Genomic DNA, 21,038 nt, shown 5'->3' on the forward strand with positions numbered 1-21,038 from the left:
ATATGTTTTAAAGTTCAATTCGTTCTTTTAGTGAAACGTTCTGCAAATGTAGTGAAACGTTTGGATACTTAAACAGTTCCATTGGGTATTTTTTTTGCAGTGGCTTCGGGTAGATTGTCGGTAATTGTTGCACGACGATGCCGTTTCCTTTTTTTGAGCATCCGATACGTTGTCGGTTCAGCGTCTGTTCCTTCATGTTGAAGATAATATTGGGGTCGAAGTGCTGCCCGTTGACGCGTGTCTCGAAGTGCAGATGCTCAGTAGAGGCGCGTCCGGTGCGTCCGGTCAGTGCGATGGGCTGTCCGGCTTTGACTGTGTCGCCACAATGTACAAGGTTTTTGAAGTTGTGGCTGTATATCGTTTCCAGTCCGAAGTCATGGCGTACGACGACGACATTGCCGTAGGCGCTATAAGGCTTGGACATCCGTACTACGCCGTTGAAGGCACTCCGTATGGTGTCTTTGGCGTAGGTCTTGATGTCTATGCCACTGTGGCGTCCCCGCCCCCGTCCGTAAGGAGATGACTTTTCCTCCAGGCAGGGGAAAGGAGTATTCCGTGTCCGGAATGTCCTCCAAAGGTAGCTCTATCAGTTCTCTTTGCGAAAACAGTCCCGGAGTGGCAACGCGGATATGGTTGGTTTCCATGGTGGAAAAGACCGTTTTCTTCCCTTGTGCCGTGGCACCAAGGGCTATGAGCAGGAGAGGGACAAGAATACGGATTCTCATTTATTCAAAATATTGTATAGTCCCACTGGTAGAGGAAGCATATTTCTCCAACAGTTCCAATATCATTTCGGCTGCTTCTTTCAGACCTTCCTGCCCGTTGTAGCCGTTGACAATGGCAAGGATATGGCGGGTTTCAAGTTTCATCTTGGTGCGTTCGTGGTCGCTGGTCGGGGTACCGATACCGCCTATACGGTCGCGGTAGACGGGCAGCCCTTCTATGTTCAGCATGCCGCGGCCTATACCCTCGAACAATTCCTCGGCACGTCCTATGCCCAGCTCAAGGTCGCTTCCTTGTATCTCGTCGGCATCAAATCCGCCGATAGAGTGGCCCGTACGTAGGGAGACAAGGTTGATAAGGTCTACCAACGTATCTATCTGATAGAGTTCCAATCCGCGCAGCAGTCGTCGTCTCAGTGCTTCGGCCGAGGGACGGTAGCGGCTGGGGTCTTTGCCGCAACGTTTGTAGGCTTCGCGGGTGGCGGCAATGACGGGTTGGTACTTGATGCTGTCCGTGGTTTCACGGGCTCTTAGCTCTTGGGTGAAAGTTGCTATTTCCTGCCACAACCCTTCGCAATATGGGGTATTTGTCACTTCGGCAAATACGGCTGCACCGCGGAATTCGGGGCAATTCTGCTTGATTTCTTTAGAAAGTGTGATATGATACATTAATGCAATCCGTTTGAATGGGTTAACATGATTCCCGACAATATCCTTCCGGATTTGATACCCATCCGGCGTGCCGAGAAAAACTCTTCATATTGGGTAAAAGTACATATATTGGCTGTCTCCACTTGTGCGGAAGGTACTCCGAAGTCCAGCAGTTGCAGTCGGTTGGCAGCCCATAGGTCGATATGGTATTTGTGGGTGGCGGGTTTCCATTCGGAGATGTAATCCATCTGGAAACCGTTCTTGCGGAATGCTTCATAGACTTCGTCGCCTACCTCGAAGGCGGAAAGGGAGATGCCGGGGCCGATGCAGGCTATCACTTCTTTGCCCTCTGTGCCATAGTGGGCACGCATCTTGTCGAGTGTGTGGCCGAGGATGTAATTCACTGTGCCGCGCCATCCGGCATGAACGGCGGCTATCACGGCATTCTTCCGGTCGTAGAGCAGGATGGGAATGCAGTCTGCCGTAGAGATGCAGATGCAGCAGCCCGGTTCACGGGTTATCAGTGCATCAATGCCCTGCAACATGGAGTGGCGTTCTTCTGCTGTTGCTTGCAGATAAGTTCCGTCAATGACAAGTGCCTTTGTCCCGTGGGTCTGAAACGGGATGACCAGTTCTTGGGGACGTTGGGGCAGGGAAGAACATACTATTTCCTGGTTACGGCGCACAGCTTCGGCTTCGTCTCCCGTGTAGGGTGTGCAGTTGAGGGAGGCATAGTTGCCTTGGCTGCATCCACCGTGGCGGGTGGTTACAAAACAAGAAATGCCGGGATATGAGGCAAGCAGCTCATATCCCAACATTTTCCTATCTTCTGTAAGAGGAATCATTTTTTATCTTCCTCCCAATCTTCTTCGTATTCAAAGTCCTCAAGGTCCTCTATGTCCTCGTCGTCGTTGACGTATTCATAGCTGAGGTCCTCGTCCTCACCCTCTTCTTTCAATTCTTCCTGCAGGTGGCTGAGGTCTTTGGCGCGGTGGGCAATGCTGTTCACTTTACCTTCTATCTTATTGCTTTCCTTGTTCAGCTCTTCCCAAAGGATGTCTTTCAGCGTGGAGATGCCCATGCCTGCCACGGCAGAGATAAAGATATGAGGAATGCCTTCGGGCAGTGTCGGCTCTATCTCGTCCATCAGCTCTTGGTCCAGCATGTCGCATTTGGTGATGGCAAGCACGCGTTGCTTGTCCAGCATTTCGGGGTTGAAGGTACGGAGCTCGTTCAAGAGTATGTCGTACTCCTTGCGGATGTCGTCGCTGTCGGCAGGCACCATGAACAGCAACAGGGAGTTGCGCTCGATGTGTCGCAGGAAGCGCAATCCCAATCCTTTGCCCGCACTGGCTCCTTCGATGATGCCGGGAATGTCCGCCATCACAAACGATTTGCTGTCGCGATAGGACACGATGCCCAGATTGGGTTCCAGCGTTGTAAACGGATAATTGGCGATTTTGGGTTTCGCCGCAGAAACGGATGCCAGTAAAGTGGATTTTCCTGCATTGGGGAAACCTACCAGACCGACGTCTGCCAGCAGCTTCAGTTCCATGATTACCGTCAACTCCTGCATCGGTTCGCCCGGTTGTGCAAAGCGGGGAGCCTGGCGTGTGGCGGTTTTGAAGTGCCAGTTGCCCAGACCTCCGCGTCCGCCTTTCAGCAGGATGACTTCTTGTTCGTGCTCGGTGACGTCGCAGATGTATTCACCCGTTTCGGCGTTGTACACCACCGTGCCGCAGGGCACTTCAATCACCTTGTCCGCTCCGTCTTTTCCGAAGCTCCGGTTCTTGGAGCCGGATTCTCCGTGTCCTGCCAGGATGTGGCGGTCGTACTTCAGATGGAGTAGCGTCCAGTAGTTACGGTTACCCCGCAGGATGACATGGCCTCCTCGTCCTCCGTCACCTCCGTCGGGGCCTCCGTTGGGTATGTATTTCTCACGCCGCATATGCGTAGAACCTCGTCCGCCCTTTCCGGAGCGGCAATATATTTTTACGTAGTCAACAAAATTCGATTCAGCCATATTCTGTTTTATTGTTATTTCACTGCGTCAATAGCCTTGCAAACATCGGCAAAGATTTCTTCCAATACGCCGAAGCCCTGGATGTGTTGGTATTTGCCGTCCTGCTTGTACCAGTCAATCAGCGGAGCTGTCTGTGAGTGGTAAACCACCAGACGCTTCTTGATTGTCTCTTCATTGTCGTCTGCACGTCCTGATTCTTGTCCGCGCTTGATGAGGCGCTTCATCAGTTCTTCTTCGGGCACGTCGAGGTCGAGCATCACGCTGACTTCCTGTCCGCGTTCGGCGAGCATCTTCTTTAATGCTTCAGCCTGGGCGATTGTTCTGGGGAAGCCGTCGAAAATCACGCCTTTGCTATCCTTGAAGCTGTCGAATACGCTTGCCAGAATATCAATCATCAACTCATCGGGAATCAACTGGCCCTGGTCGATATAACCTTTAGCAGTCTTGCCCAGTTCTGTACCGTTTTTCATTTCAGCACGGAGCACGTCTCCGGTAGAGATATGGTTGATGCCATACTTTTCTACAATCTTTTCACTTTGTGTTCCCTTACCTGAACCGGGAGCACCAAAAATTACAATGTTCAACATTTGCTTAGTTATTATTTAATGATTTACTATATTATGTCTGTATCAGTCTACTACAGTATAAATGTCGGGATAGTTGCGCCCGAAGCCGTCATAATCCAACCCGTAGCCCACGATGAAGTCGTTCGGAATATTCATGGCCACATATTCTATGTTTAAATAAACTTTCAGCTTATCAGGTTTCACCAGTAGGGAGGCAATATGAATCTCCCTGGGACCGCGAGTGCCGAGGGTGTCCAGTAAGCGTTGCATGGTGAGTCCCGTATCTACTATGTCCTCTACAATGACTACAGTACGGTCTGTGAGGTCTTCATTGATGCCTATTACTTCCTTAATTACCCCGGTAGAGGATACTCCTTGATAAGATGCCAATTTGACAAACGAAATTTCGCAGGGAATCGTGATTCGTTTCAGCAAATCGGCGGTAAACATGAACGAACCGTTCAGTACGCTGAGGAATAGAGGATTCTTTCCTGCCAGGTCGCGGTTGATTTCGTTCGCTACACGGGTTACTTCTTTCAGTATGTCCTGCTCCTTGATGGAGACTGTGAACATCTTGTCTTTTATTTGTATGGTATCCATAGATGGGATGTTTTTAGAAAGTTGCCGCAAAAATACGATTTTTATTCCACTCCATGCATCATCTTCTGTAATTTCTTTGAGAGCAGGAAGAGGATAAGCGATGCCGTGGCAGACATGACGACGAACACCATGAAGAAATCATACATCGTCTCGATGCGATAGCCCAGTAGCGTCTTTACCTTTCCGGCTTCGGGGTAGAGCCCGCTTAGCGTACCTGCAAACTTATTGGCAGTGGCGGTGGAGAGGTACCATATCCCCATCATCAGCGAGGCGAAGCGGATGGGCGTGAGCTTGTTCACCATGGAGAGCCCGATGGGCGAGAGGCAGATTTCGCCCATGGTATGGATGAAGTAGAGCCCCGTCAGCCAGATGAGACTCACCTTGATGCCCGGCTGAACATCTTTCACCCCAAAGCAGATGACGAGATAGCCCAGTGAAAGCAGTAGCAGACCGATGGCTTGCTTGGTGGGCGAGGCGGGCTCCATGCCCCGTTTGCCCAGGGCGCCCCATACGCCCGGCATGATGGCGGCAAGTATCACCACAAAGAAGGGGTTGAAGGACTGAATCCAGGAGGCGGGCATTTCCCACCCCAGGATGACGCGGTCGGTCTGCTCGGAGGCGAAAAGCGTGAGCGAGGCGCCTGCCTGCTCGTAGGCCGCCCAGAAGAAAATGACGAAGAAGGCGATGATGTAGATGACGAAGATGCGGTCGCGCTCCGTCTTGGTGAGCGAGCCTTCCAGCAGGATGCTGACAGGAAACACGATGCAGGCGGTGAAGATGCCGATGCTTATCCAGTCGCCCCCGAAGCACCAGTAGAAGAAACCGGCAAGCGCGATGGCGAGCAGGGCGAGCAGCAGGTAGTTGCGCGTGGTCTGTCCGTTGGCGTGGGCACTCTTCCGGGCGGTGTTGTCTGCCTGGGGCTGCTCTTTGCGGGCGTCGGGGATGATGCCGAGGGGCTTGCCGTCGGGGCCGATGAGGTACTTGTTTTTCTGGGTTTCGAAGAGGACGACCGTCAGCACGGTGACGATGGCGGCAATGAGGAAGCCCCATCGGAAGTCGTGAGGGTTGCCCGTCTCGCCAAAGTAGCCGCAGACCAGCGGGGCGAGGAAGGAACCCACGTTGACACCCATATAGAAGATGGTGTAGGCGGAATCCAGTCGTTTGTCGCCCGGCTCGTAGAGCTGCCCCACCAGGGAGGAGACGGTGGGCTTGAAGCAGCCGTTGCCCAATATCAGGAAAGTCAGTCCGCCGTACATCAGCCAATGCGAAAGCTCACGCGCCTCCAGCATCGAGGCGCTGGCAAACATCAGGAACTGGCCGACTGCCATCATCATGGCCCCCCAGAAGACGGAACGGCGGATGCCCCAGTATTTGTCGGCGATGTAGCCGCCGATGAGGGGTGTCAGGTACACCAGTCCGGTGTAGCTGCCGTAGATGGAGGCGGCGTGCTCCTTGTCGAAAAGAAGCGCCTGGGTGAGGAACAGAATGAAGATGGCACGCATGCCGTAGTAGCTGAAACGCTCTGCCGTGCTGGTGGCGAAGATAAGGTAAAGACCTTTCGGGTGTCGGGATGTACTCATTGGATATACTTTTATTGTTTTGGCTTTTATTATATGTTGAGGGTACAAAATTAGTCATTATTTTGCGTAAGTTAATGGGTATAATTAGAAACTTGCCGACAAGCCTGTACAAACTTATCCGTAAGCCTACGCAAACTTAAAACAGAACTTGTGTTTCTGTAAATAAAGCTTTTATTTATAGAAATAGAGCTTTTGTTTCTAAGAATAAAGGCTTTGTTCTAAGAATCCTTTGCATTGAAGACGACTTTTCCTTACGGGGCAGATATTTTTTCCCCAGGGACAAAGCAATTTGATAAAAAACGTCTTCTCTTTGTACAGTTGAAATCAAAGCCCTATCTTTGCTCTACGATTTTAAGATAATCCTATTATGAAGATATTTCCTACTGCAAGCATCAAGCAACTGGATGCAGATACCATAGAGAATGAACCGATTGCTTCCATCGACCTGATGGAACGTGCCTCACGCGCATTGGCCCGTGCCATTGCCGAGCGTTGGGAGCCGGACACGCCGCTCACCGTTTTTGCCGGACCGGGGAACAACGGTGGCGATGCGCTTGCCCTGGCGCGACTGCTGGCCGGGAAGGGCTACCGGCTCGAGGTGTATCTCTTCAATACGAAAGGGACGCTTTCGCCGGACTGCGAGACGAACAAGGAGCGGCTGGCCGACGTGCCGGGCGTGGACTTCCACGAAGTGACCACCCAGTTTGTGCCTCCCGTGCTGACGGCGGACCATGTGGTGATAGACGGCCTCTTCGGCAGCGGTCTGAACAAGGCTCTGAGCGGCGGTTTTGCAGCCGTAGTGAAGTACATCAACGCCTCGCCCGCCACGGTGGTGTCCATCGACATCCCGTCGGGACTGATGGGTGAGGACAACACCTACAACGTACATACGAATATCGTCCGTGCCCATCTGACACTGAGCCTGCAACTGCCGAAACTGGCATTTCTCTTTGCCGAGAACGAGCCGTATGTGGGCGAATGGCAGTTGCTGGACATCGGGCTCAGTGAGGATGCCATCCATAACATGGAACGGACTTCCGCCTGTTGGAGCATGAAGATGTGTCTGCCCTGCTGAAGCCGCGCAGCCGGTTTGCCCATAAGGGGAACTTCGGCCGTGCACTGCTGATAGCCGGTTCGCAGGGGATGGCGGGAGCTTCGGTGCTGGCTGCACGCGCTTGTCTGCGTTCGGGGGTGGGACTGCTGACGGTGCATGTGCCGTTCTGCAACAACTTCATTGTGCAGACCTCCGTGCCCGAGGCCATGACGGAGCTGGACATCAGCGACACCTGCTTTGCCACCGCTACCGATACGGACGATTACCAGGCCGTGGCGATAGGCCCGGGACTGGGAAAGGCGGCTGAGACCGGGACGGCTCTGCTGGAGCAGATAGAGACATGCCAGACTCCGATGGTGGTGGATGCCGATGCCTTGAGTTTGCTGGGCGAAAAGCGCAACTATATAGGCGTCTGCCCAAAGGGAGTATTTTGACTCCGCATCCCAAGGAGCTGGAGCGTCTTGTGGGTAAATGCCAGAATTCGTACGAGCGCCTGATGAAGGCTCGCGAGCTGGCGAAGAGCGCCGGAGTGCACATTATCTTGAAAGGCGCTTATTCTGCTATTGTCACTCCTGCCGGGAAATGCTTTTTCAACCCTACCGGCAATCCGGGTATGGCGACGGGAGGCAGCGGTGATGTGCTGACGGGAGTGGTGCTTGCCTTGCTTGCCCAAGGCTATGAGCCGGAGAAGGCTGCCTGCTTGGCCACGTATGTGCACGGACTGGCGGGAGACATCGCCTGCAAGAAGCAGGGGGCAGTGGGGATGACGGCGGGGGATATAGCTACCTGCCTGCCGCTGGCGTGGAAGATGCTGGACGTGACGAGTGACAAGTAACTCGTCACTTGTAGCTCGTCACTTATCACTCACTTTTTTCTGGTCGTAATGTGGAAGCATCCTTGCTTCAACTCGTACTTGATGTAGCATTTGTCAGCTTTCCGCAGGTCGCGCAGCACTTCCGAAAGAACCAGTTTCAAAGTGTCTGCGCTGACATCCTGCAAAGGACGTCCATCCTCGTCTTCTATTTTCTGAAAGCGTTTCCAACTGACATCGAATGTCGTTCCGTAAAAATGTGCCGAGTTTGGAGAAGCATTGCCGTTGCGGCGGCGCAGGCGTTTTACATCGTCCTGGGTGCGAAGTACGGAAGTCACAATTATCTTGTTTGGATTCAGTCCTTTGGCGGTCAGTGAATCAAGGAAGTTGTGTCCGATGGTGTCCAGTAGGCTGGCAGCGCCCGGAATGAGATAGGGGATGGAATGCGTCAGTGAATCTACGGCATAGAGCTCGTTCGTCGTGATAGGTTGCAGTTGCTCCTTCATTTTTTCTGCTTCCTCGCGGGAGGAAAGCACACGTATGCCAATGGCTTGGGCTACATTGAGATGTTTCTCATTCAAGTCTCCGAACGAGCGTTTGTAGCTGACAACGCCCCGAATGTTGCGCGGTTCGTTCAACTTGAGCGACATGTCCTTCTTCTTGCAGCCGGCAAAGGTGAATGTAGCGGCGGCTGCGACAATTATCAGTATAGGTAGGATTCTGGAAGAATATCTCATCTTATAAATGTACTATGTCTGTTTATAAATATACTATGTCTGTGAAAAATCTGCGTTAATCTGTGTAATCTGTGGTGAAAACCTTGCAAAGATAATTCAAACGTTTTTAAATTAGCACTATCTTTGCTGAAAAAGCGAATATAGGCTGCACCTCAACATAACTTTTTCATGCAAGCATGAAAGTTCTGTATTCGGTTTGCACTATATTTGCACACAAAAAAGACCGTGCAACGATATTTTATATACCTGGCTTATGATGGCACCGCTTATCATGCTGGCAAATCCAGCCGAATGGAGCGAGTGTGCAGGAGTGTTTGATGAAGGCGCTGAGTACCTTGCTGCGTCGCGAGGTGGAAGTCGTGGGAGCGGGGCGTACCGATGCCGGGGTGCATGCCTCACTGATGGTAGCTCACTTTGACAGTGATTCTCCTCTGGACACTGTTTTTATGACGGATAAGCTGAATCGTCTGCTTCCTCCCGATATTTCTGTATACCGTCTGCGCGCCGTGAAGTCCGATGCACATGCCCGTTTTGATGCTACGGCGCGGATGTATAAGTATTATGTCACTACCGCCAAGTCTCCTTTCAACCGCCAATATCGCTGCCGTCTGTTCCAAACACCGGACTTTGAACGGATGAATGAGGCTGCCCAAACCTTGTTTGACTATACGGACTTTACCAGCTTCAGCAAACTCCATACCGATGTTAAAACCAATAATTGCAAGATTATGCATGCCGCCTGGACTCGGGTAGACGATGTGACCTGGGTTTTCACCATCCAGGCCGACCGGTTCCTGCGCAACATGGTACGTGCCATTGTCGGCACTCTGCTCGAAGTGGGTCGCGGAAAACTTTCTGTTGAAGGTTTCCGACGCGTCATCGAACAGAAGGACCGTTGCCAGGCAGGAACTTCCGTTCCCGGAAATGCATTGTTTCTGGTGGATGTAGCCTATCCGGAAACTACTTTTTTAGAATAAACAGAGGGATGCACTACAAAAACGTACCCCCCCCTCCCTTTAATTTTTAATTCTTAATTTTTAATTAACTCTATGTGGTTATTGCTTGCTTTCCTCTCTGCTGCTTTACTGGGATTTTACGATGTCTTCAAGAAGAAGTCGCTTCGTGATAATGCCGTACTGCCGGTACTTTTCCTGAACACGCTGTTCTCGAGCCTGATATTTCTTCCTTTCATTCTGGTATCTGCCTTTGCGCCGTCGGTGTTGGGAGGTACGATGTTTGATGTTCCCGTGGTGGGGTGGAGGTGCATAAGTTTATTGTTGTCAAGTCGTTTATCGTGCTCTCTTCCTGGATATTCGGTTATTTCGGGATGAAGCATCTGCCGCTGACCATCGTGGGACCGATTAATGCGACGCGCCCCGTAATGGTGCTTGTAGGTGCCATGCTTGTGTTTGGCGAACGCTTGAACCTTTATCAATGGATTGGCGTGCTGCTTGCCATAGTGTCCTTCTTCATGCTGAGTCGTTCGGGCAAGAAAGAGGGAATCGACTTCAAGCATAACAAATGGATTCTTTTCATCGTGCTGGCTGCCGTTGCCGGAGCTGTCAGTGGGCTGTATGACAAATATCTGATGAAGCAGCTCAACCCGATGTTAGTGCAGTCGTGGTATAATGTCTACCAAGTCTTTATCATGTGTCCCATTATCCTGCTGTTGTGGTACCCCAAGCGAAAAGAAAGTACCCCGTTTCGTTGGGACTGGACCATTATCTGTATCTCCATTTTCCTTTGTGCGGCAGACTTTGTCTATTTTTATGCCCTGAGCTATGAGGACTCCATGATTTCCATCGTTTCGATGGTGCGTCGTGGCAGCGTTGTAGTTTCCTTCCTTTTCGGTGCGCTTTTCTTCCGTGAAAAGAATTTAAAAAGCAAGGCTGTCGACCTCATTTTGGTGTTGATTGGAATGTTCTTCTTGTACTTAGGAAGTCGCTGAGATGTACATTGATTATTTGCAGTTCTATTCGGCTGAGAAAGCAGAGAGAATAATTGGAGTGTGTAATAATGCAATGAATTAGTTGTATAATTGTGCAACATATCGTATCTTTGTAACATGAGACGTAAGATAAGAACGTACGGTGGATATTTTGAAGCATTTATGGCTACCTTAACAGAGAAGGAGCAGGAAAAAGTGCAATACGGTTTACTCCTTCTGAAAACCCAGGATAGGTTACCTAAAAAGTTTGTAAAATTAATCAGAGATGGGCTGTACGAGTTGAGGACTGAATACAATAGCAATATTTACCGGGTATTCTTTATCTTTGACGATGGAGCAATAGTTGTTTTATTCAATGGGTTTCAAAAGAAAACCCAAAAGACACCATCGGCTGAAATAGAAAAGGCATTAAAAATAAAGGAGGCATATTATGGAGACAAATAATCATCAGATTGTAGATTACGATATGGTATTGGATGCTAAATTCGGAAAAGAAGGAACACCCGAGCGTACGAAAGCGGAAGATGATGCTTATGCTTTTTATGCAAGTCAGATACTTCTTGATGCAAGGAAAGAAGCAAAGGTGACTCAGGCCGAACTGGCCAGTCGTATTGGCGTGAATAAATCGTATATTTCAAGAATTGAGAAAGGTATTACTGTCCCGAGCGTAGCTACGTTTTATAGAATTGTAAATGCTTTGGGGCTGACGGTGAATCTGACCCGTGCTGTGTGATGAGTGAGGCAATGTTGCTGATTTCTTTTATATTTAGATAAACAAGTGATATATGGCAGAAGACCTATATATAAATGCTGGTAGCAAGACAGAGAAATATCGCGCTTTGCTTCCTCAACTGAAAAATCTGCTGGCAGGTGAAGATGACTTGATAGCCAATCTGGCGAATGCTTCGGCGGCGCTGAAAGAGACTTTCCATTTCTTCTGGGTAGGCTTCTACTTGGTGAAAGGTGAAGAATTGGTGTTAGGACCTTTCCAGGGACCGATAGCTTGTACGCGCATCAGGAAAGGCCGCGGTGTTTGCGGCACGGCATGGGATAGAGCCGAGACGTTGGTTGTGCCCGATGTGGATGCATTTCCCGGACATATAGCCTGCAGCTCGCTGTCGCGTTCGGAGATCGTGGTTCCGCTGAAGCGTGAGGATGGTGAAGTGTGGGGAGTATTGGATATTGACAGTGACGATTTGGGTAGTTTTGATGAAACAGATGCCCGTTTCCTTGAAGAAATGATTAAAATGTTATGATAAGAAAATTGAGTGCTTTTTTGATTTTGGCTTTCATCGGATGGGGGTATTTGCAGGCCCAGGAAGCCAAGGCGTGTTTTAAGAATATGCCGGATTCTATATGTCCGTTGCTTAGCGCCGTGAACCGTGCGGATTTTATAGACTTTCTGGAAAGTAAGATGAAAGCTGAGGTGACCAACAGCTTTGGTGGTAAATCGGAAATGACGGAACTTTCTCCAGACTATATACATGTGAAGATGACGCCCCAGAGTTCATGGCAGATGAAGCTCTTGCCTACTAACGACAGTACGAAGGTGATTTGTGTGGTTGCTACGGTTTGTGCTCCGGCTTGCGACAGCCATGTCAAGTTCTATACGACAGACTGGAAGGAGCTGGTTGCTTCGTCCTACCTGCCGGCATTGCCCGTCCTGGACGATTTTATCGCTGAGGCTGCGGATACGGTGGATGTCTATGAGTATCAGGATGCCCGTCGTCAGGCCGACATGCTGCTGATGAAAGCGGACCTGTCTGCGAAGGACACCACGTTGGCATTCACTTTTACCACGACCGATTATATGGGTAAAGAAGCGGCGGAAAAACTAAAACCGTTTGTCCGCCGTCCTATTGTTTATACTTGGATTCAAGGGAAGTTCGAGAAATCCTCTACTTCACTTTGATTTTGTCGAATCCCTCTCCATAGACTCCGATGACTGCACTTTGTGATACAAAGGCATTGGGGTCTATGTCTTTTATGAGCCGGAAAATGATGGTGGACTCCCGCTTCTTGGCCAGCACGAACAGCATTTTTATCTCTTTTCCCGTATAGAAGCCCGAGGCGTTGATGACCGTTGCACCTCTGTGGGGATATACCTGGATGTGCTTGGCTATCTCCTCATATTTATCGCTGATAATAAAGAATTGTACGGACTGGCGGGCACTGTTCACCACTTGGTCGAGCACGAAGCTGCATATGTATAGAGTAACGTAGCCATACACCACCTTTTCCCAATCTTTCAGAACAAAGTAACTGGACGAGATGATGATAAGGTCACATATCAACATGACTCTGCCCAGCGTGATGTCACGGTATTTGTTGATTACGGCGGCAATGATGTCCGTGCCGCCAGTACTGCCGTTGTTGGAAAAGGCGATGCCGATGCCGCTACCGCAGAAGGAGGCACCGATGACACAAGCCATGAAGGGCTGGTCGTGCAGGAGGACAACACCCTCGGTCAGTTTCTGGATAATGGAAAGGAAAAAGGTCAGGGTGAATACGGCAAAGATTGTCTTTACGCTGAACTTCCATCCCAATATGCGCAGTGCAAGCAGTAGAAGCATGAAGTTGATGGCGAAGTACGTATATTGGACGGGAAATCCAGTGGCAAAATATACGATGGATGCAATGCCCGGTACGCCACCGGTAGTAATATCGTTGGGAAGCAGGAAGACTGTCCAGCCGATACCATATAAGACCATACCCAGGGCAATCATCAGATAATCCCGCAGTTCGCGCATGGTGTTCTGTCGGGAGGGAACATTTACTATTGTTTTCATTATAATTTTATGTGGTTGTGAAAATGCGGGGACAAAGATACTGCTTATTTGGGATATAATGTTGAAAAAAAAATGCAGATTTTTGCAACCAAACTTCATCTTTCTGCGTCTAATAAATAAAAAGAGGAGATTATGAATATGAAAATGAATTTTTCCATGGACGAGATTCGTCTTAAAGTAGAAGAGTATATAAAGAAAGGTGGTCGGGCAGCCGGTCGTCCTGTACTGACGGCTTATTATGTGATGACTGCAGATTCTACTCCGGAGAGTGAAAAGACAAATATCATGATTGCTTTGGTGGCAATTGTATTCCCTACCAGTATAGAAGACCTTTTGGGACAAGTCTTTATGGTAGGGAAGGGGTTTGCTGCGGTTTATGCTTATAAGAAAGTGAGGAAATATATCACTCCACAGATAAAGGACAAGGTTGAAGCTAAATTGGATGAGTGGTTCCATGAGAATGTGACGGAGGTGGTGGAGCCACTTTATCTGGAATGATAATGCACCACTGACTACACAGATTTGCACAGATAAAAATCCTTGAGATAAATTAATCTGTGCAAATCTGTGTAATCAGTGGTGGCCCCTTTACCGTTTCTTGCTCAAGAAGCGTTTGGCCAGATATTTCCGTACCGGTTCATCATAGAATTTCAGGCATAGATAAGCCAATAATATGTTCCATGCGTAAACACACAAGGCAACCTGCCAAGTCTGCTCCAACGTGAAGAGCTGGTTTTTGATGAGCCATGCATAGAACAAGTACATGAATGGATAATGTATCACATAGATTGGATAGGATATATCTCCCAGGAATTTGCATATCCGGGTCGATTTCTTATCTGTTGTGGTACCGGAAGCTCCTAACCAGACGAGAACCGGAAAAGCGATGATTACACAGAACGCTTCATAAATGCCATTTGTACAGACCGGTGCTGCACCTTCCAGGTAGGGCACTGAAAACAAGGCAACCAATGCAATGGTACATATCCAGAAAGCACCTTTCACCTTGATAGGCTTGAAGTTGCGCGACAAAAGCATGCCCATGGAGAAAGGAAAAAGCATCCTCAGCAATCCACCGCCAAAGTTTATTCCGTCCAGTGTCCAGCCTACTCCCATATTTCCGTATCCGGAGATGTCGAAAATGGCGAATGATGCCAATGCCACTCCCAGCAATATTGTCAGTACGGCGAGGGCTTTGTTTGATAAGCGGCGGATAAACAAGGCATAAAGGATGTTGCCTATATATTCAAAGAACAAGGACCAGCATGGACCATTCAAAGGAAACATTTCGCCATTACCACGGACTTCATAACCTGCACCTGGCATTGCGGGAATAAAGAATATAGTGCAAAGAAGGGACAGCATAATCATGGAGAGGGCAATATGTGTTCCGTCCCATTGTACGCATCCTTGAAGACAGAAGGTAATGGCACCCAGGACGGCTCCCATAATGACCATCGGATGGAGACGTATCAAGCGCCGTTTAAAGAAGTTTTTCATTGTGAGGCTCCTGCCCCAACGGTCGTCATAAGCATACCCGATAACGAATCCCGATAGTATAAAGAAGAAATCTACAGCTAAATAGCCGTGGTTGAAGGTTTCGATAATGCCACCACCGGCAAAAGCATAGCCTTCGAATATATGATACCATATAACCATCAAGGCTGCTACGCCACGGAGCCCGTCGAGAAGGTCATAATGTGCTTTGGTGTCTGAAAAGGCAGAAGATGAAATGTGCGACATCTGTTTTTTTTCTGTTGTTTGGTTAATGTTTTCGGATGTCAAAGATACGCCATGCGAAGCGAAGTTCTTTTGCTTAAAAGCAAAAAAGAACGGCAATCTTCTATTTTTTTGCGCGTACCCGGCTGAGAGTATAGATGGAAATACCCAGGAAGGCTGCCACATATTTTAGCTTCACCCGATTTATCAGTCCGGGGTAACGGCGGTTGAATTGTTCATACCGCTCTTTGGGAGGCAGTTGGAGTCTTTCCACAAACATATGACTGAGCTCCTTGTTTACGTTCTGATGCAGTATTCTCCCCCAGTTGGCTATATCAATATATGTTTCGTAGAGAGCATTTAACTCGTCTATGTGGATGACGTAGATTTTGCAGTCCGAAAGAGTTTCAATGCTTTCTACTGACGGCTGCTGATAGTACAGTGAATCCATTCCGAAGGTTACGTCACCTTCCTGGCTGAACCAAGTGGTGGTGTCTTGTCCGTCGTGATGAAATACGGAACGGGTGACCCCTTCCTCAATGAAATAAACCAAACGGTCTGTTACTCCCGCTTGTACTATATAAGTTCCTTTAGGGTAGTGTCTTACCTGCATATTCATCAGCAATGCCTGAAGTGCTTCTTCGGAAACCGGATAAATCTGCCTGATTTTATGAATGATGTTGTTCATTGGAGGAGAACTTTTTATTCGTTTACAAACTTACATAATTTTATTAACTAAAACTGAACTTTGATATACAAATGTGTGCGTTGCCTTATAAGCGTTTATGGGTATAATGGAATTTTTCTTGTAAAAGAGATGTTTGTTCTTTGAATTCCGTATCTTTGTAGAAAACAGTAGCGTATGAATAAAATATTGGTAACATTATTGGCTCTAATCGGAGGCAGCTGCATTTCATTCGCACAGATGGGGACTGGAAGAGTCTCCGATACAGCTGAGGATACATTGAGAATAGAAAATGAAATTGTCGCTGTTGATACCGGATTTTACCAGTCAATAGTCCGCTATGATACGGTGCGCTATAATTTGAAAATGCAGAGTGTTTACAAAAAGGCTTTTCAACTAAAGAATGATGTTTTTGTGGAAAAGATGAAAGAACCGTGGTTAGATGATATTCTCAGAAATATCTTGTTTAAATAACCATGAATTCGTGCTTTGCGCCATTCGGTTGACTTCCTGGTTTACTCGGTTAAACTGTTCGCTTCAAAAGCCCCAAACAGACAGTAAAAACGTAAAATAAGGTTTTAATTCATGGCGTAAATATAGGTTATGATAAAAAGGACACCTGACTGAATAGATGTCCTTTTCTAAAGTTTAAATCACTTCATTACCATGTTGCGACTGAAGGATTAGTAGCCATATAGCTGCAAGATTGTCGATATGCCATAAGTTACCTCTTAAAAAAGCTTTTAGGCATATTGTCAATCACGGTCAAGTCGCTGTCTGCAAATCCGATGGTTATATGGGTTATTTTCCAAAGTTTTAATGTCGGGTGGTCTTGCACCAATTCCTCAATACACCGTTTTATTTCGGCAAGCACTTCATTCCACGCTTTATTTTCCGGAATATCCAACATGGGGCAGATACGATGAACTGGTATCCAGTCTTCATTGCAAGCCCAATCATCGTTCTGGGCATCATAGCTCTTGGAACCGATTAAATCCATTGTACTATAAGGTTCATATAGCCCGAAGTTCAGAGCTATAATGTTTTCGGGAAGATTGTTTTCATTTTCAATAGTCAGCAACCATTGTTCAATGATGTCTTTATTCGTTTTCTTCTTGCGAAAAATTGAAAATAAGTTTTTCATATCGTTAGTCTGAGCTGATAGATACTGGATTCTGACGGTGCAAACTCCGGTTCTATCTGGATTCCCCCATAAAATTATAGACAAGTTGCGAAAATTCAGGAGACTTCTCGTTGCCTATCCACAATGCAGTTGGTGAAATATTGAACAGCATGGATTGGGATTGTTCATAAACGTCTACGTCGCCTCCATAAATCTGAGAAAACTCTATTCGGACAGACTGTGGGGCACCGTACCCTCCCCAAATGATTGCTTCCTTAGGATGTAAAACAAAGTGTATGTGACCTTGGTCCATCTGATAAAATTCATACCCAGCCTTTACTTCAACCTGATTGATTTCCCTTAAGTGCCGTGAAAGATTTTCATCTGTAATCATTTCCGCGACAGGCAATAAGGACATTTGGAATATTAAAGAATCTTTTGACTTGACTACTTCATCGGGAAAGGTGGCTAAGTTCTTGCCTTGATAATATGAAACCTCCACCGTGCCATTGTACGTGCCTTTCATATCGAAAAGTGCTTGTTGGATTTCGGCGGATGAGAATTTGTCATCATCGTTGTTGCATCCGATGAATCCTGCCACACAAAAGAATAGTGCTACTATTCTGCATAGTCCTTTTGTTGTCATATCAGATAAATTAGTGGTTTTTGTGGGGTAAATGTATGTGTTTCATTACGTATTTGCAAGCCTGTGGTTATTTTTCTGCATAAAAAAGAGGGTGTATCAAAATTCACCACAGATTAACACAGAATGAACTTAACCTACAGATAATCAAAGATGATTATCTGTGGATGCACCTTATCGGCTGTGTTCCTCTCTTTTTGCGTTTGATGAAGTTTTAGTATTTGTTTGAAGCCTCATCGATAACTAACCTAAACTAACCCGAACTAACCAAAACGGAACAAAACAACCTACTTTAATTTACCCCTATTCCACACCTCCAAGTACGGAGAGATAACGCCGTAGGGATGCAATTTTAGCCCACACAACAACCTTTTGAAACTCTGTGGGCATTCTCCGTGTGCGAGGCTTTCAGTGTCTTAAGTCAAAGCACCGCAACCGCCTTGCGTATGTTATCCAATATCACGGATAATTTGCTGTCACGCCGGGCGGTCTGCATATTGTAGGCGGTTTGCATATTTGCCCAAATGTAGGCAGCAATGCCAGTTGCCGCCTCTATCTTCAATGCGTATTCGGTAGTAATGGGGCGTTTCCCGTTTATCACTTCATTAAGTACGGAATAAGAAACGCCGATAACCGCCGCAAATTTTCTTTGCGACATATTGCGTGCCTCTAACTCGTCTTTCAATATTTCGCCCGGATGTATGGGCGTGGACGGCTGTAGCTCGTGAGGTGCATAAGTCTTTTTTGTTTCCATATCCTAATTTATTTGTAATGGTTACTAATATCCAGCAAACGGCATACGGTAACTATTTGTTCGTTCATAACATTCCTAACGGTAAATTCAAGGCGGTATTGCTTGTTTATGCGTACCGATGAAATGTCCTTTTTGTCCCCTTTCAGAACCTCGTAATTAAGTGCATTGTTCTGAAATAAGTCCGTAACGGCATTTGCGGACGAAAGCACGAAAACCGCCTTTTGGTAGCCTCTAATCACTTCGGGTTGGTAACGGTGTTTCTTGTCGCTCGTCTTGCCCTCCGTGTAAAGCTCGTGCAAATAGTCCTTGTCAAATTCAATAATCATACCTTTCCGTTTCTTTGTGCAAAGTTACTTTTTTCCCTTGTATTCGCAAATAGTCGAACGCTTTGTTTGCATTCGGGATGCAACTTTATTTCCTTTCCACAGTGGGGGCAGATTATTATATCCTCTTTCGGGGTGTCGAACAATTCAGATACCGGGACAAAACAAACATTTATATAAAAGTAATCCAGGCATTGCTGACCGCCATTCTGATATTTAATGGTCGCCTATGCCTATATCATTATTGAGTAGGTGGTATATTGTTTCGTGCAGAATCAGCATTCTCTAAAAACAAAAATCAGATAGAAATCTTGCGATAACTATCTGATTTTCTTAAGAGCGGAAGACGGGGCTCAAACCCGCGACCCTCAGCTTGGAAGGCTAATGCTCTATCAACTGAGCTACTTCCGCAATTTTAGTGGGCAAAGATGGATTCGAACCACCGAAGGCGTAAGCCAGCAGATTTACAGTCTGCCCCATTTGGCCACTCTGGTATTTGCCCTTTTGCACTTAAGATTCTATCTCAATTCTCTCATTGAGTAGGTTTGTTTCTCAATTGCGGTGCAAAGATACGACTATTTTTGTAAACTCCAAGCAAAATCTATCATTTTTATTGCAGTAATTGCACATTCGTCTCCTTTATTGCCCAGTTTGCCACCGGCGCGGTCCTCTGCTTGCTCCATGGTATTGGTAGTAATTAATCCGTAAATTACTGGTACATCGCCACTTGCGTTTAATTGGGCGATTCCTTGGGTGGCACCCATGCAAACATAGTCAAAATGTGGAGTATCTCCTCTGACTACACAACCAATTGCAATAACTGCATCGACTTCGCTGTATTCGATAAGTTGGTTGGCGCCGAAAGTCAGTTCAAAACTGCCGGGTACTGTTTTTACCAGAATATTTTCATCTTTGGCTCCATGTTTCTTTAAAGTGTCTACGGCACCTTTCAGGAGAGCACCGGTAATATTATAATTCCACTCGGATACAACGATGCCGAATTTCATTTTTTCCGCGCTGGGTACAGAACTGAAATCGTAGTCTGAAAGATTGTGATAAGCTGTTGCCATAAATAAGGAATTAAGAATTGAATTAAAAATTAATAATTGAAAATTAGGGGGAGGGAGAAAAAGAGGCACGGACTACACGGATTCACGGTTATTGTGTCTTTCCGTGTTTTCCGTGTAATCCGTGCCTGAGATGTCTTTATAATAAGGTATATTACTTCTTCAACAGTTTGGCTTGTTCGATATACTTGTCGATATCCATTGCCTGGTATGAACGGAAGTATTTATCCTTGATAGTGGTATACGCCTGGATTGCATCGTCATACTTGCCTTGCTTTACCAGGATTTCTCCGGCTTGCAGCAGGTAGATGGGGCTGAGGGAGTTGTTGTCGGCTTCGTTGGCGGCTTTCAGCAGCATGGAAGCGGCTTTGTCCAGTTGGCCGAGCTGCGCATAGCAGTTGCCCATGGCGCCTTTCATGGCAGGAGCCACCATTTGGTCGTCTCCGTCAAAGCTGTCCAATGCTTTCACTGCTTCGTCATATTTCCCGAGGTGTGCATAGCAGAGACCCATATAGGCTTTTGCAAGATTGGCTGCTTTGGTGCCGCTGTATTCGTCTGCAACTTTTGCAAATCCGGCAAAACCGATGCTGTCGCCGTTCAGTGCTTGTGCATAAGCGTCTGCTTCGAAGTATTCTTGTCCTTTGAACAGGGCAGCTTGTGCTTTTTCTTCACGGGGATCTGCATAAAGGTTCTTGTACATCACTACACCGGCAACGATGATGATTACTGCTGCTACAGCACCGATGATTGTTTTTTTGTTCTTAATGAAAAAGGCCTCCGATTGTGTCAGTGCGTCCTCCACGTTTAAGGCTTCATTCGTCTTTTTTTTGTTCTGCCATTTTTATATAATCTTTTTGTTATTATTCTTATTTATCTAATTCGACCCGCAAAAGTAAGTTTTTTATAGCTATCAACGAAATTTAGCGGCATCTTTTTTTGTTTTTTCGTTCAGCTTCTTTCATTTCTTTGCAGCAGGTTCTTGTTGGCAGGTATCTCCTGGCCGGGCTGCAACTTCACTGCATCCGTATTTCAATTCCGTTGCAACGCCTTTGCTATGGTATTGCGACACCTCTGCAATGCTACTGCAATCCCTCTGCAATGCTACTGCAATCCCTTTGCAGCGCCACTGCAACGCCTTTGCAGCGCTACTGCAACACCTTTGCAGTGCCACTGCAAAGCAGATGCGGAGTCTTGCAGTAATAATCTGCTGAATGACAGGATGCTGCATTTATAGTCGAACAAA

Annotated in this window: 23 protein-coding genes, 2 tRNA genes and 4 pseudogenes; 9 read left to right on the plus strand and 20 right to left on the minus strand. The window is 47.3% G+C overall.

All coding sequences use genetic code 11. The annotated features are described in order from the left end of the window. Positions 1–7 precede the first annotated feature (7 nt). From JCM16496_RS04940 to JCM16496_RS04970, 7 genes and pseudogenes are all read right to left on the minus strand, one after another. Positions 8–725: pseudogene (locus tag JCM16496_RS04940) on the minus strand (M23 family metallopeptidase). After that, positions 726–1,391, minus strand: coding sequence for a B3/B4 domain-containing protein (locus tag JCM16496_RS04945; RefSeq protein ID WP_025832725.1), 666 nt, complete (start codon positions 1,389–1,391; stop codon positions 726–728). Next, a complete protein-coding gene (gene pgeF, locus JCM16496_RS04950; RefSeq protein ID WP_025832726.1) occupies positions 1,391–2,218 on the minus strand; it encodes a peptidoglycan editing factor PgeF in 828 nt (275 codons plus the stop codon). Before pgeF ends, JCM16496_RS04945 begins: the two co-directional genes overlap by 1 nt. Next, the gene (obgE, locus tag JCM16496_RS04955) at positions 2,215–3,396 is read right to left on the minus strand and encodes a GTPase ObgE (protein ID WP_025832728.1); all 1,182 of its coding nucleotides are present in this window, start codon (positions 3,394–3,396) and stop codon (positions 2,215–2,217) included. Before obgE ends, pgeF begins: the two co-directional genes overlap by 4 nt. 14 nt (positions 3,397–3,410) lie before the next feature. Continuing rightward, positions 3,411–3,983, minus strand: a complete 573-nt coding sequence (locus JCM16496_RS04960) for an adenylate kinase (RefSeq protein WP_005823672.1) — start codon at positions 3,981–3,983, stop codon at positions 3,411–3,413. A 42-nt stretch (positions 3,984–4,025) separates the two neighbouring features. After that, positions 4,026–4,562: a hypoxanthine phosphoribosyltransferase gene (hpt, locus tag JCM16496_RS04965; protein WP_025832731.1), complete on the minus strand. Its 537-nt coding sequence runs from the start codon at positions 4,560–4,562 to the stop codon at positions 4,026–4,028. 41 nt (positions 4,563–4,603) lie between these two features. Then, positions 4,604–6,142, minus strand: a complete 1,539-nt coding sequence (locus JCM16496_RS04970) for a peptide MFS transporter (protein WP_025832734.1) — start codon at positions 6,140–6,142, stop codon at positions 4,604–4,606. Between the two features lie 367 nt (positions 6,143–6,509). Between JCM16496_RS04970 and JCM16496_RS04975 the strand changes: the two are divergent. After that, positions 6,510–8,031, plus strand: a pseudogene (locus JCM16496_RS04975) (NAD(P)H-hydrate dehydratase). Positions 8,032–8,060: 29 nt separating this feature from the next. Here JCM16496_RS04975 and JCM16496_RS04980 read toward each other — a convergent pair. Continuing rightward, positions 8,061–8,744 (minus strand): DUF5715 family protein, encoded by a 684-nt coding sequence (locus tag JCM16496_RS04980; RefSeq protein WP_025832736.1) that lies wholly within the window; start codon positions 8,742–8,744, stop codon positions 8,061–8,063. 225 nt (positions 8,745–8,969) lie between these two features. Between JCM16496_RS04980 and truA the strand changes: the two are divergent. The 6 genes and pseudogenes from truA (at position 8,970) to JCM16496_RS05010 (ending at position 12,604) form a co-directional block, all read left to right on the plus strand. Beyond that, positions 8,970–9,721 (plus strand): annotated as a pseudogene (gene truA / locus JCM16496_RS04985) (tRNA pseudouridine(38-40) synthase TruA). 72 nt (positions 9,722–9,793) lie between these two features. Further along, a pseudogene (locus JCM16496_RS04990) lies at positions 9,794–10,692 on the plus strand (EamA family transporter). 117 nt (positions 10,693–10,809) lie between these two features. Continuing rightward, the gene (locus JCM16496_RS04995; RefSeq protein ID WP_025832738.1) at positions 10,810–11,136 is read left to right on the plus strand and encodes a type II toxin-antitoxin system RelE/ParE family toxin; all 327 of its coding nucleotides are present in this window, start codon (positions 10,810–10,812) and stop codon (positions 11,134–11,136) included. Then, a complete protein-coding gene (locus JCM16496_RS05000) occupies positions 11,123–11,425 on the plus strand; it encodes a helix-turn-helix domain-containing protein (RefSeq protein ID WP_025832740.1) in 303 nt (100 codons plus the stop codon). Before JCM16496_RS04995 ends, JCM16496_RS05000 begins: the two co-directional genes overlap by 14 nt. 52 nt (positions 11,426–11,477) lie before the next feature. Next, complete coding sequence (locus tag JCM16496_RS05005; RefSeq protein WP_025832741.1) at positions 11,478–11,948, plus strand: free L-methionine (R)-S-oxide reductase MsrC; 471 nt, start codon at positions 11,478–11,480, stop codon at positions 11,946–11,948. Continuing rightward, complete coding sequence (locus JCM16496_RS05010; RefSeq protein WP_025832742.1) at positions 11,945–12,604, plus strand: DUF3256 family protein; 660 nt, start codon at positions 11,945–11,947, stop codon at positions 12,602–12,604. Before JCM16496_RS05005 ends, JCM16496_RS05010 begins: the two co-directional genes overlap by 4 nt. Here JCM16496_RS05010 and JCM16496_RS05015 read toward each other — a convergent pair. Next, on the minus strand, positions 12,591–13,481 hold the full coding sequence (locus JCM16496_RS05015) for a YitT family protein (RefSeq protein ID WP_025832744.1): 891 nt from the start codon (positions 13,479–13,481) through the stop codon (positions 12,591–12,593). The two genes, JCM16496_RS05010 and JCM16496_RS05015, sit on opposite strands and share 14 nt — an antisense overlap. A gap of 132 nt (positions 13,482–13,613) precedes the next feature. Here JCM16496_RS05015 and JCM16496_RS05020 point away from each other — a divergent pair, with 132 nt between their 5' ends. Next, positions 13,614–13,979, plus strand: coding sequence for a hypothetical protein (locus JCM16496_RS05020; protein WP_025832746.1), 366 nt, complete (start codon positions 13,614–13,616; stop codon positions 13,977–13,979). 90 nt (positions 13,980–14,069) lie between these two features. On the opposite strand, the gene JCM16496_RS05025 is transcribed toward JCM16496_RS05020, so the two are convergent. Beyond that, on the minus strand, positions 14,070–15,224 hold the full coding sequence (locus tag JCM16496_RS05025; protein ID WP_025832748.1) for an acyltransferase family protein: 1,155 nt from the start codon (positions 15,222–15,224) through the stop codon (positions 14,070–14,072). A 100-nt stretch (positions 15,225–15,324) separates the two neighbouring features. Continuing rightward, on the minus strand, positions 15,325–15,888 hold the full coding sequence (locus tag JCM16496_RS05030) for a Crp/Fnr family transcriptional regulator (RefSeq protein WP_025832751.1): 564 nt from the start codon (positions 15,886–15,888) through the stop codon (positions 15,325–15,327). Positions 15,889–16,062: 174 nt separating this feature from the next. Between JCM16496_RS05030 and JCM16496_RS05035 the strand changes: the two genes are divergently transcribed. Continuing rightward, entirely contained in the window at positions 16,063–16,359 is a 297-nt protein-coding gene (locus tag JCM16496_RS05035; RefSeq protein WP_025832752.1) for a hypothetical protein, read from the plus strand. A gap of 250 nt (positions 16,360–16,609) precedes the next feature. Here JCM16496_RS05035 and JCM16496_RS05040 read toward each other — a convergent pair whose 3' ends face one another. The 9 genes from JCM16496_RS05040 to JCM16496_RS05080 all read right to left on the minus strand — a co-directional run bounded on the left by JCM16496_RS05040 (position 16,610) and on the right by JCM16496_RS05080 (position 21,023). Then, positions 16,610–17,029 (minus strand): hypothetical protein, encoded by a 420-nt coding sequence (locus JCM16496_RS05040; RefSeq protein WP_025832755.1) that lies wholly within the window; start codon positions 17,027–17,029, stop codon positions 16,610–16,612. Positions 17,030–17,081: 52 nt separating this feature from the next. Further along, complete coding sequence (locus JCM16496_RS05045; RefSeq protein ID WP_025832757.1) at positions 17,082–17,654, minus strand: DUF4840 domain-containing protein; 573 nt, start codon at positions 17,652–17,654, stop codon at positions 17,082–17,084. A gap of 418 nt (positions 17,655–18,072) precedes the next feature. Continuing rightward, positions 18,073–18,405, minus strand: a complete 333-nt coding sequence (locus JCM16496_RS05050; RefSeq protein ID WP_025832758.1) for a HigA family addiction module antitoxin — start codon at positions 18,403–18,405, stop codon at positions 18,073–18,075. 8 nt (positions 18,406–18,413) lie between these two features. Further along, complete coding sequence (locus tag JCM16496_RS05055) at positions 18,414–18,731, minus strand: type II toxin-antitoxin system RelE/ParE family toxin (RefSeq protein ID WP_025832761.1); 318 nt, start codon at positions 18,729–18,731, stop codon at positions 18,414–18,416. 335 nt (positions 18,732–19,066) lie between these two features. After that, positions 19,067–19,139 (minus strand) — tRNA-Gly (locus tag JCM16496_RS05060). An 8-nt stretch (positions 19,140–19,147) separates the two neighbouring features. Beyond that, positions 19,148–19,230: transfer RNA gene (locus JCM16496_RS05065), tRNA-Tyr, on the minus strand. A 73-nt stretch (positions 19,231–19,303) separates the two neighbouring features. Then, positions 19,304–19,798 (minus strand): 6,7-dimethyl-8-ribityllumazine synthase, encoded by a 495-nt coding sequence (ribH, locus tag JCM16496_RS05070; protein ID WP_025832763.1) that lies wholly within the window; start codon positions 19,796–19,798, stop codon positions 19,304–19,306. A 151-nt stretch (positions 19,799–19,949) separates the two neighbouring features. After that, complete coding sequence (locus JCM16496_RS05075; protein ID WP_025832765.1) at positions 19,950–20,597, minus strand: tetratricopeptide repeat protein; 648 nt, start codon at positions 20,595–20,597, stop codon at positions 19,950–19,952. 156 nt (positions 20,598–20,753) lie between these two features. After that, positions 20,754–21,023 (minus strand): hypothetical protein, encoded by a 270-nt coding sequence (locus tag JCM16496_RS05080; RefSeq protein WP_025832767.1) that lies wholly within the window; start codon positions 21,021–21,023, stop codon positions 20,754–20,756. Positions 21,024–21,038 lie beyond the last annotated feature (15 nt).

Origin of the sequence: Bacteroides rodentium JCM 16496 (genome assembly GCF_000614125.1) — a bacterium.
GTDB classification, from domain to species: Bacteria; Bacteroidota; Bacteroidia; order Bacteroidales; family Bacteroidaceae; genus Bacteroides; species Bacteroides rodentium.

Bases quoted from the DNA above. Each gene is read 5' to 3' on its own strand.
- JCM16496_RS04945 (WP_025832725.1), bottom strand. From the start codon at position 1,391: ATGTATCATATCACACTTTCTAAAGAAATCAAGCAGAATTGCCCCGAA.
- pgeF (WP_025832726.1), bottom strand. From the start codon at position 2,218: ATGATTCCTCTTACAGAAGATAGGAAAATGTTGGGATATGAGCTGCTT.
- obgE (WP_025832728.1), bottom strand. From the start codon at position 3,396: ATGGCTGAATCGAATTTTGTTGACTACGTAAAAATATATTGCCGCTCC.
- JCM16496_RS04960 (WP_005823672.1), bottom strand. From the start codon at position 3,983: ATGTTGAACATTGTAATTTTTGGTGCTCCCGGTTCAGGTAAGGGAACA.
- hpt (WP_025832731.1), bottom strand. From the start codon at position 4,562: ATGGATACCATACAAATAAAAGACAAGATGTTCACAGTCTCCATCAAG.
- JCM16496_RS04970 (WP_025832734.1), bottom strand. From the start codon at position 6,142: ATGAGTACATCCCGACACCCGAAAGGTCTTTACCTTATCTTCGCCACC.
- JCM16496_RS04980 (WP_025832736.1), bottom strand. From the start codon at position 8,744: ATGAGATATTCTTCCAGAATCCTACCTATACTGATAATTGTCGCAGCC.
- JCM16496_RS04995 (WP_025832738.1), top strand. From the start codon at position 10,810: ATGAGACGTAAGATAAGAACGTACGGTGGATATTTTGAAGCATTTATG.
- JCM16496_RS05000 (WP_025832740.1), top strand. From the start codon at position 11,123: ATGGAGACAAATAATCATCAGATTGTAGATTACGATATGGTATTGGAT.
- JCM16496_RS05005 (WP_025832741.1), top strand. From the start codon at position 11,478: ATGGCAGAAGACCTATATATAAATGCTGGTAGCAAGACAGAGAAATAT.
- JCM16496_RS05010 (WP_025832742.1), top strand. From the start codon at position 11,945: ATGATAAGAAAATTGAGTGCTTTTTTGATTTTGGCTTTCATCGGATGG.
- JCM16496_RS05015 (WP_025832744.1), bottom strand. From the start codon at position 13,481: ATGAAAACAATAGTAAATGTTCCCTCCCGACAGAACACCATGCGCGAA.
- JCM16496_RS05020 (WP_025832746.1), top strand. From the start codon at position 13,614: ATGAATATGAAAATGAATTTTTCCATGGACGAGATTCGTCTTAAAGTA.
- JCM16496_RS05025 (WP_025832748.1), bottom strand. From the start codon at position 15,224: ATGTCGCACATTTCATCTTCTGCCTTTTCAGACACCAAAGCACATTAT.
- JCM16496_RS05030 (WP_025832751.1), bottom strand. From the start codon at position 15,888: ATGAACAACATCATTCATAAAATCAGGCAGATTTATCCGGTTTCCGAA.
- JCM16496_RS05035 (WP_025832752.1), top strand. From the start codon at position 16,063: ATGAATAAAATATTGGTAACATTATTGGCTCTAATCGGAGGCAGCTGC.
- JCM16496_RS05040 (WP_025832755.1), bottom strand. From the start codon at position 17,029: ATGAAAAACTTATTTTCAATTTTTCGCAAGAAGAAAACGAATAAAGAC.
- JCM16496_RS05045 (WP_025832757.1), bottom strand. From the start codon at position 17,654: ATGACAACAAAAGGACTATGCAGAATAGTAGCACTATTCTTTTGTGTG.
- JCM16496_RS05050 (WP_025832758.1), bottom strand. From the start codon at position 18,405: ATGGAAACAAAAAAGACTTATGCACCTCACGAGCTACAGCCGTCCACG.
- JCM16496_RS05055 (WP_025832761.1), bottom strand. From the start codon at position 18,731: ATGATTATTGAATTTGACAAGGACTATTTGCACGAGCTTTACACGGAG.
- ribH (WP_025832763.1), bottom strand. From the start codon at position 19,798: ATGGCAACAGCTTATCACAATCTTTCAGACTACGATTTCAGTTCTGTA.
- JCM16496_RS05080 (WP_025832767.1), bottom strand. From the start codon at position 21,023: ATGCAGCATCCTGTCATTCAGCAGATTATTACTGCAAGACTCCGCATC.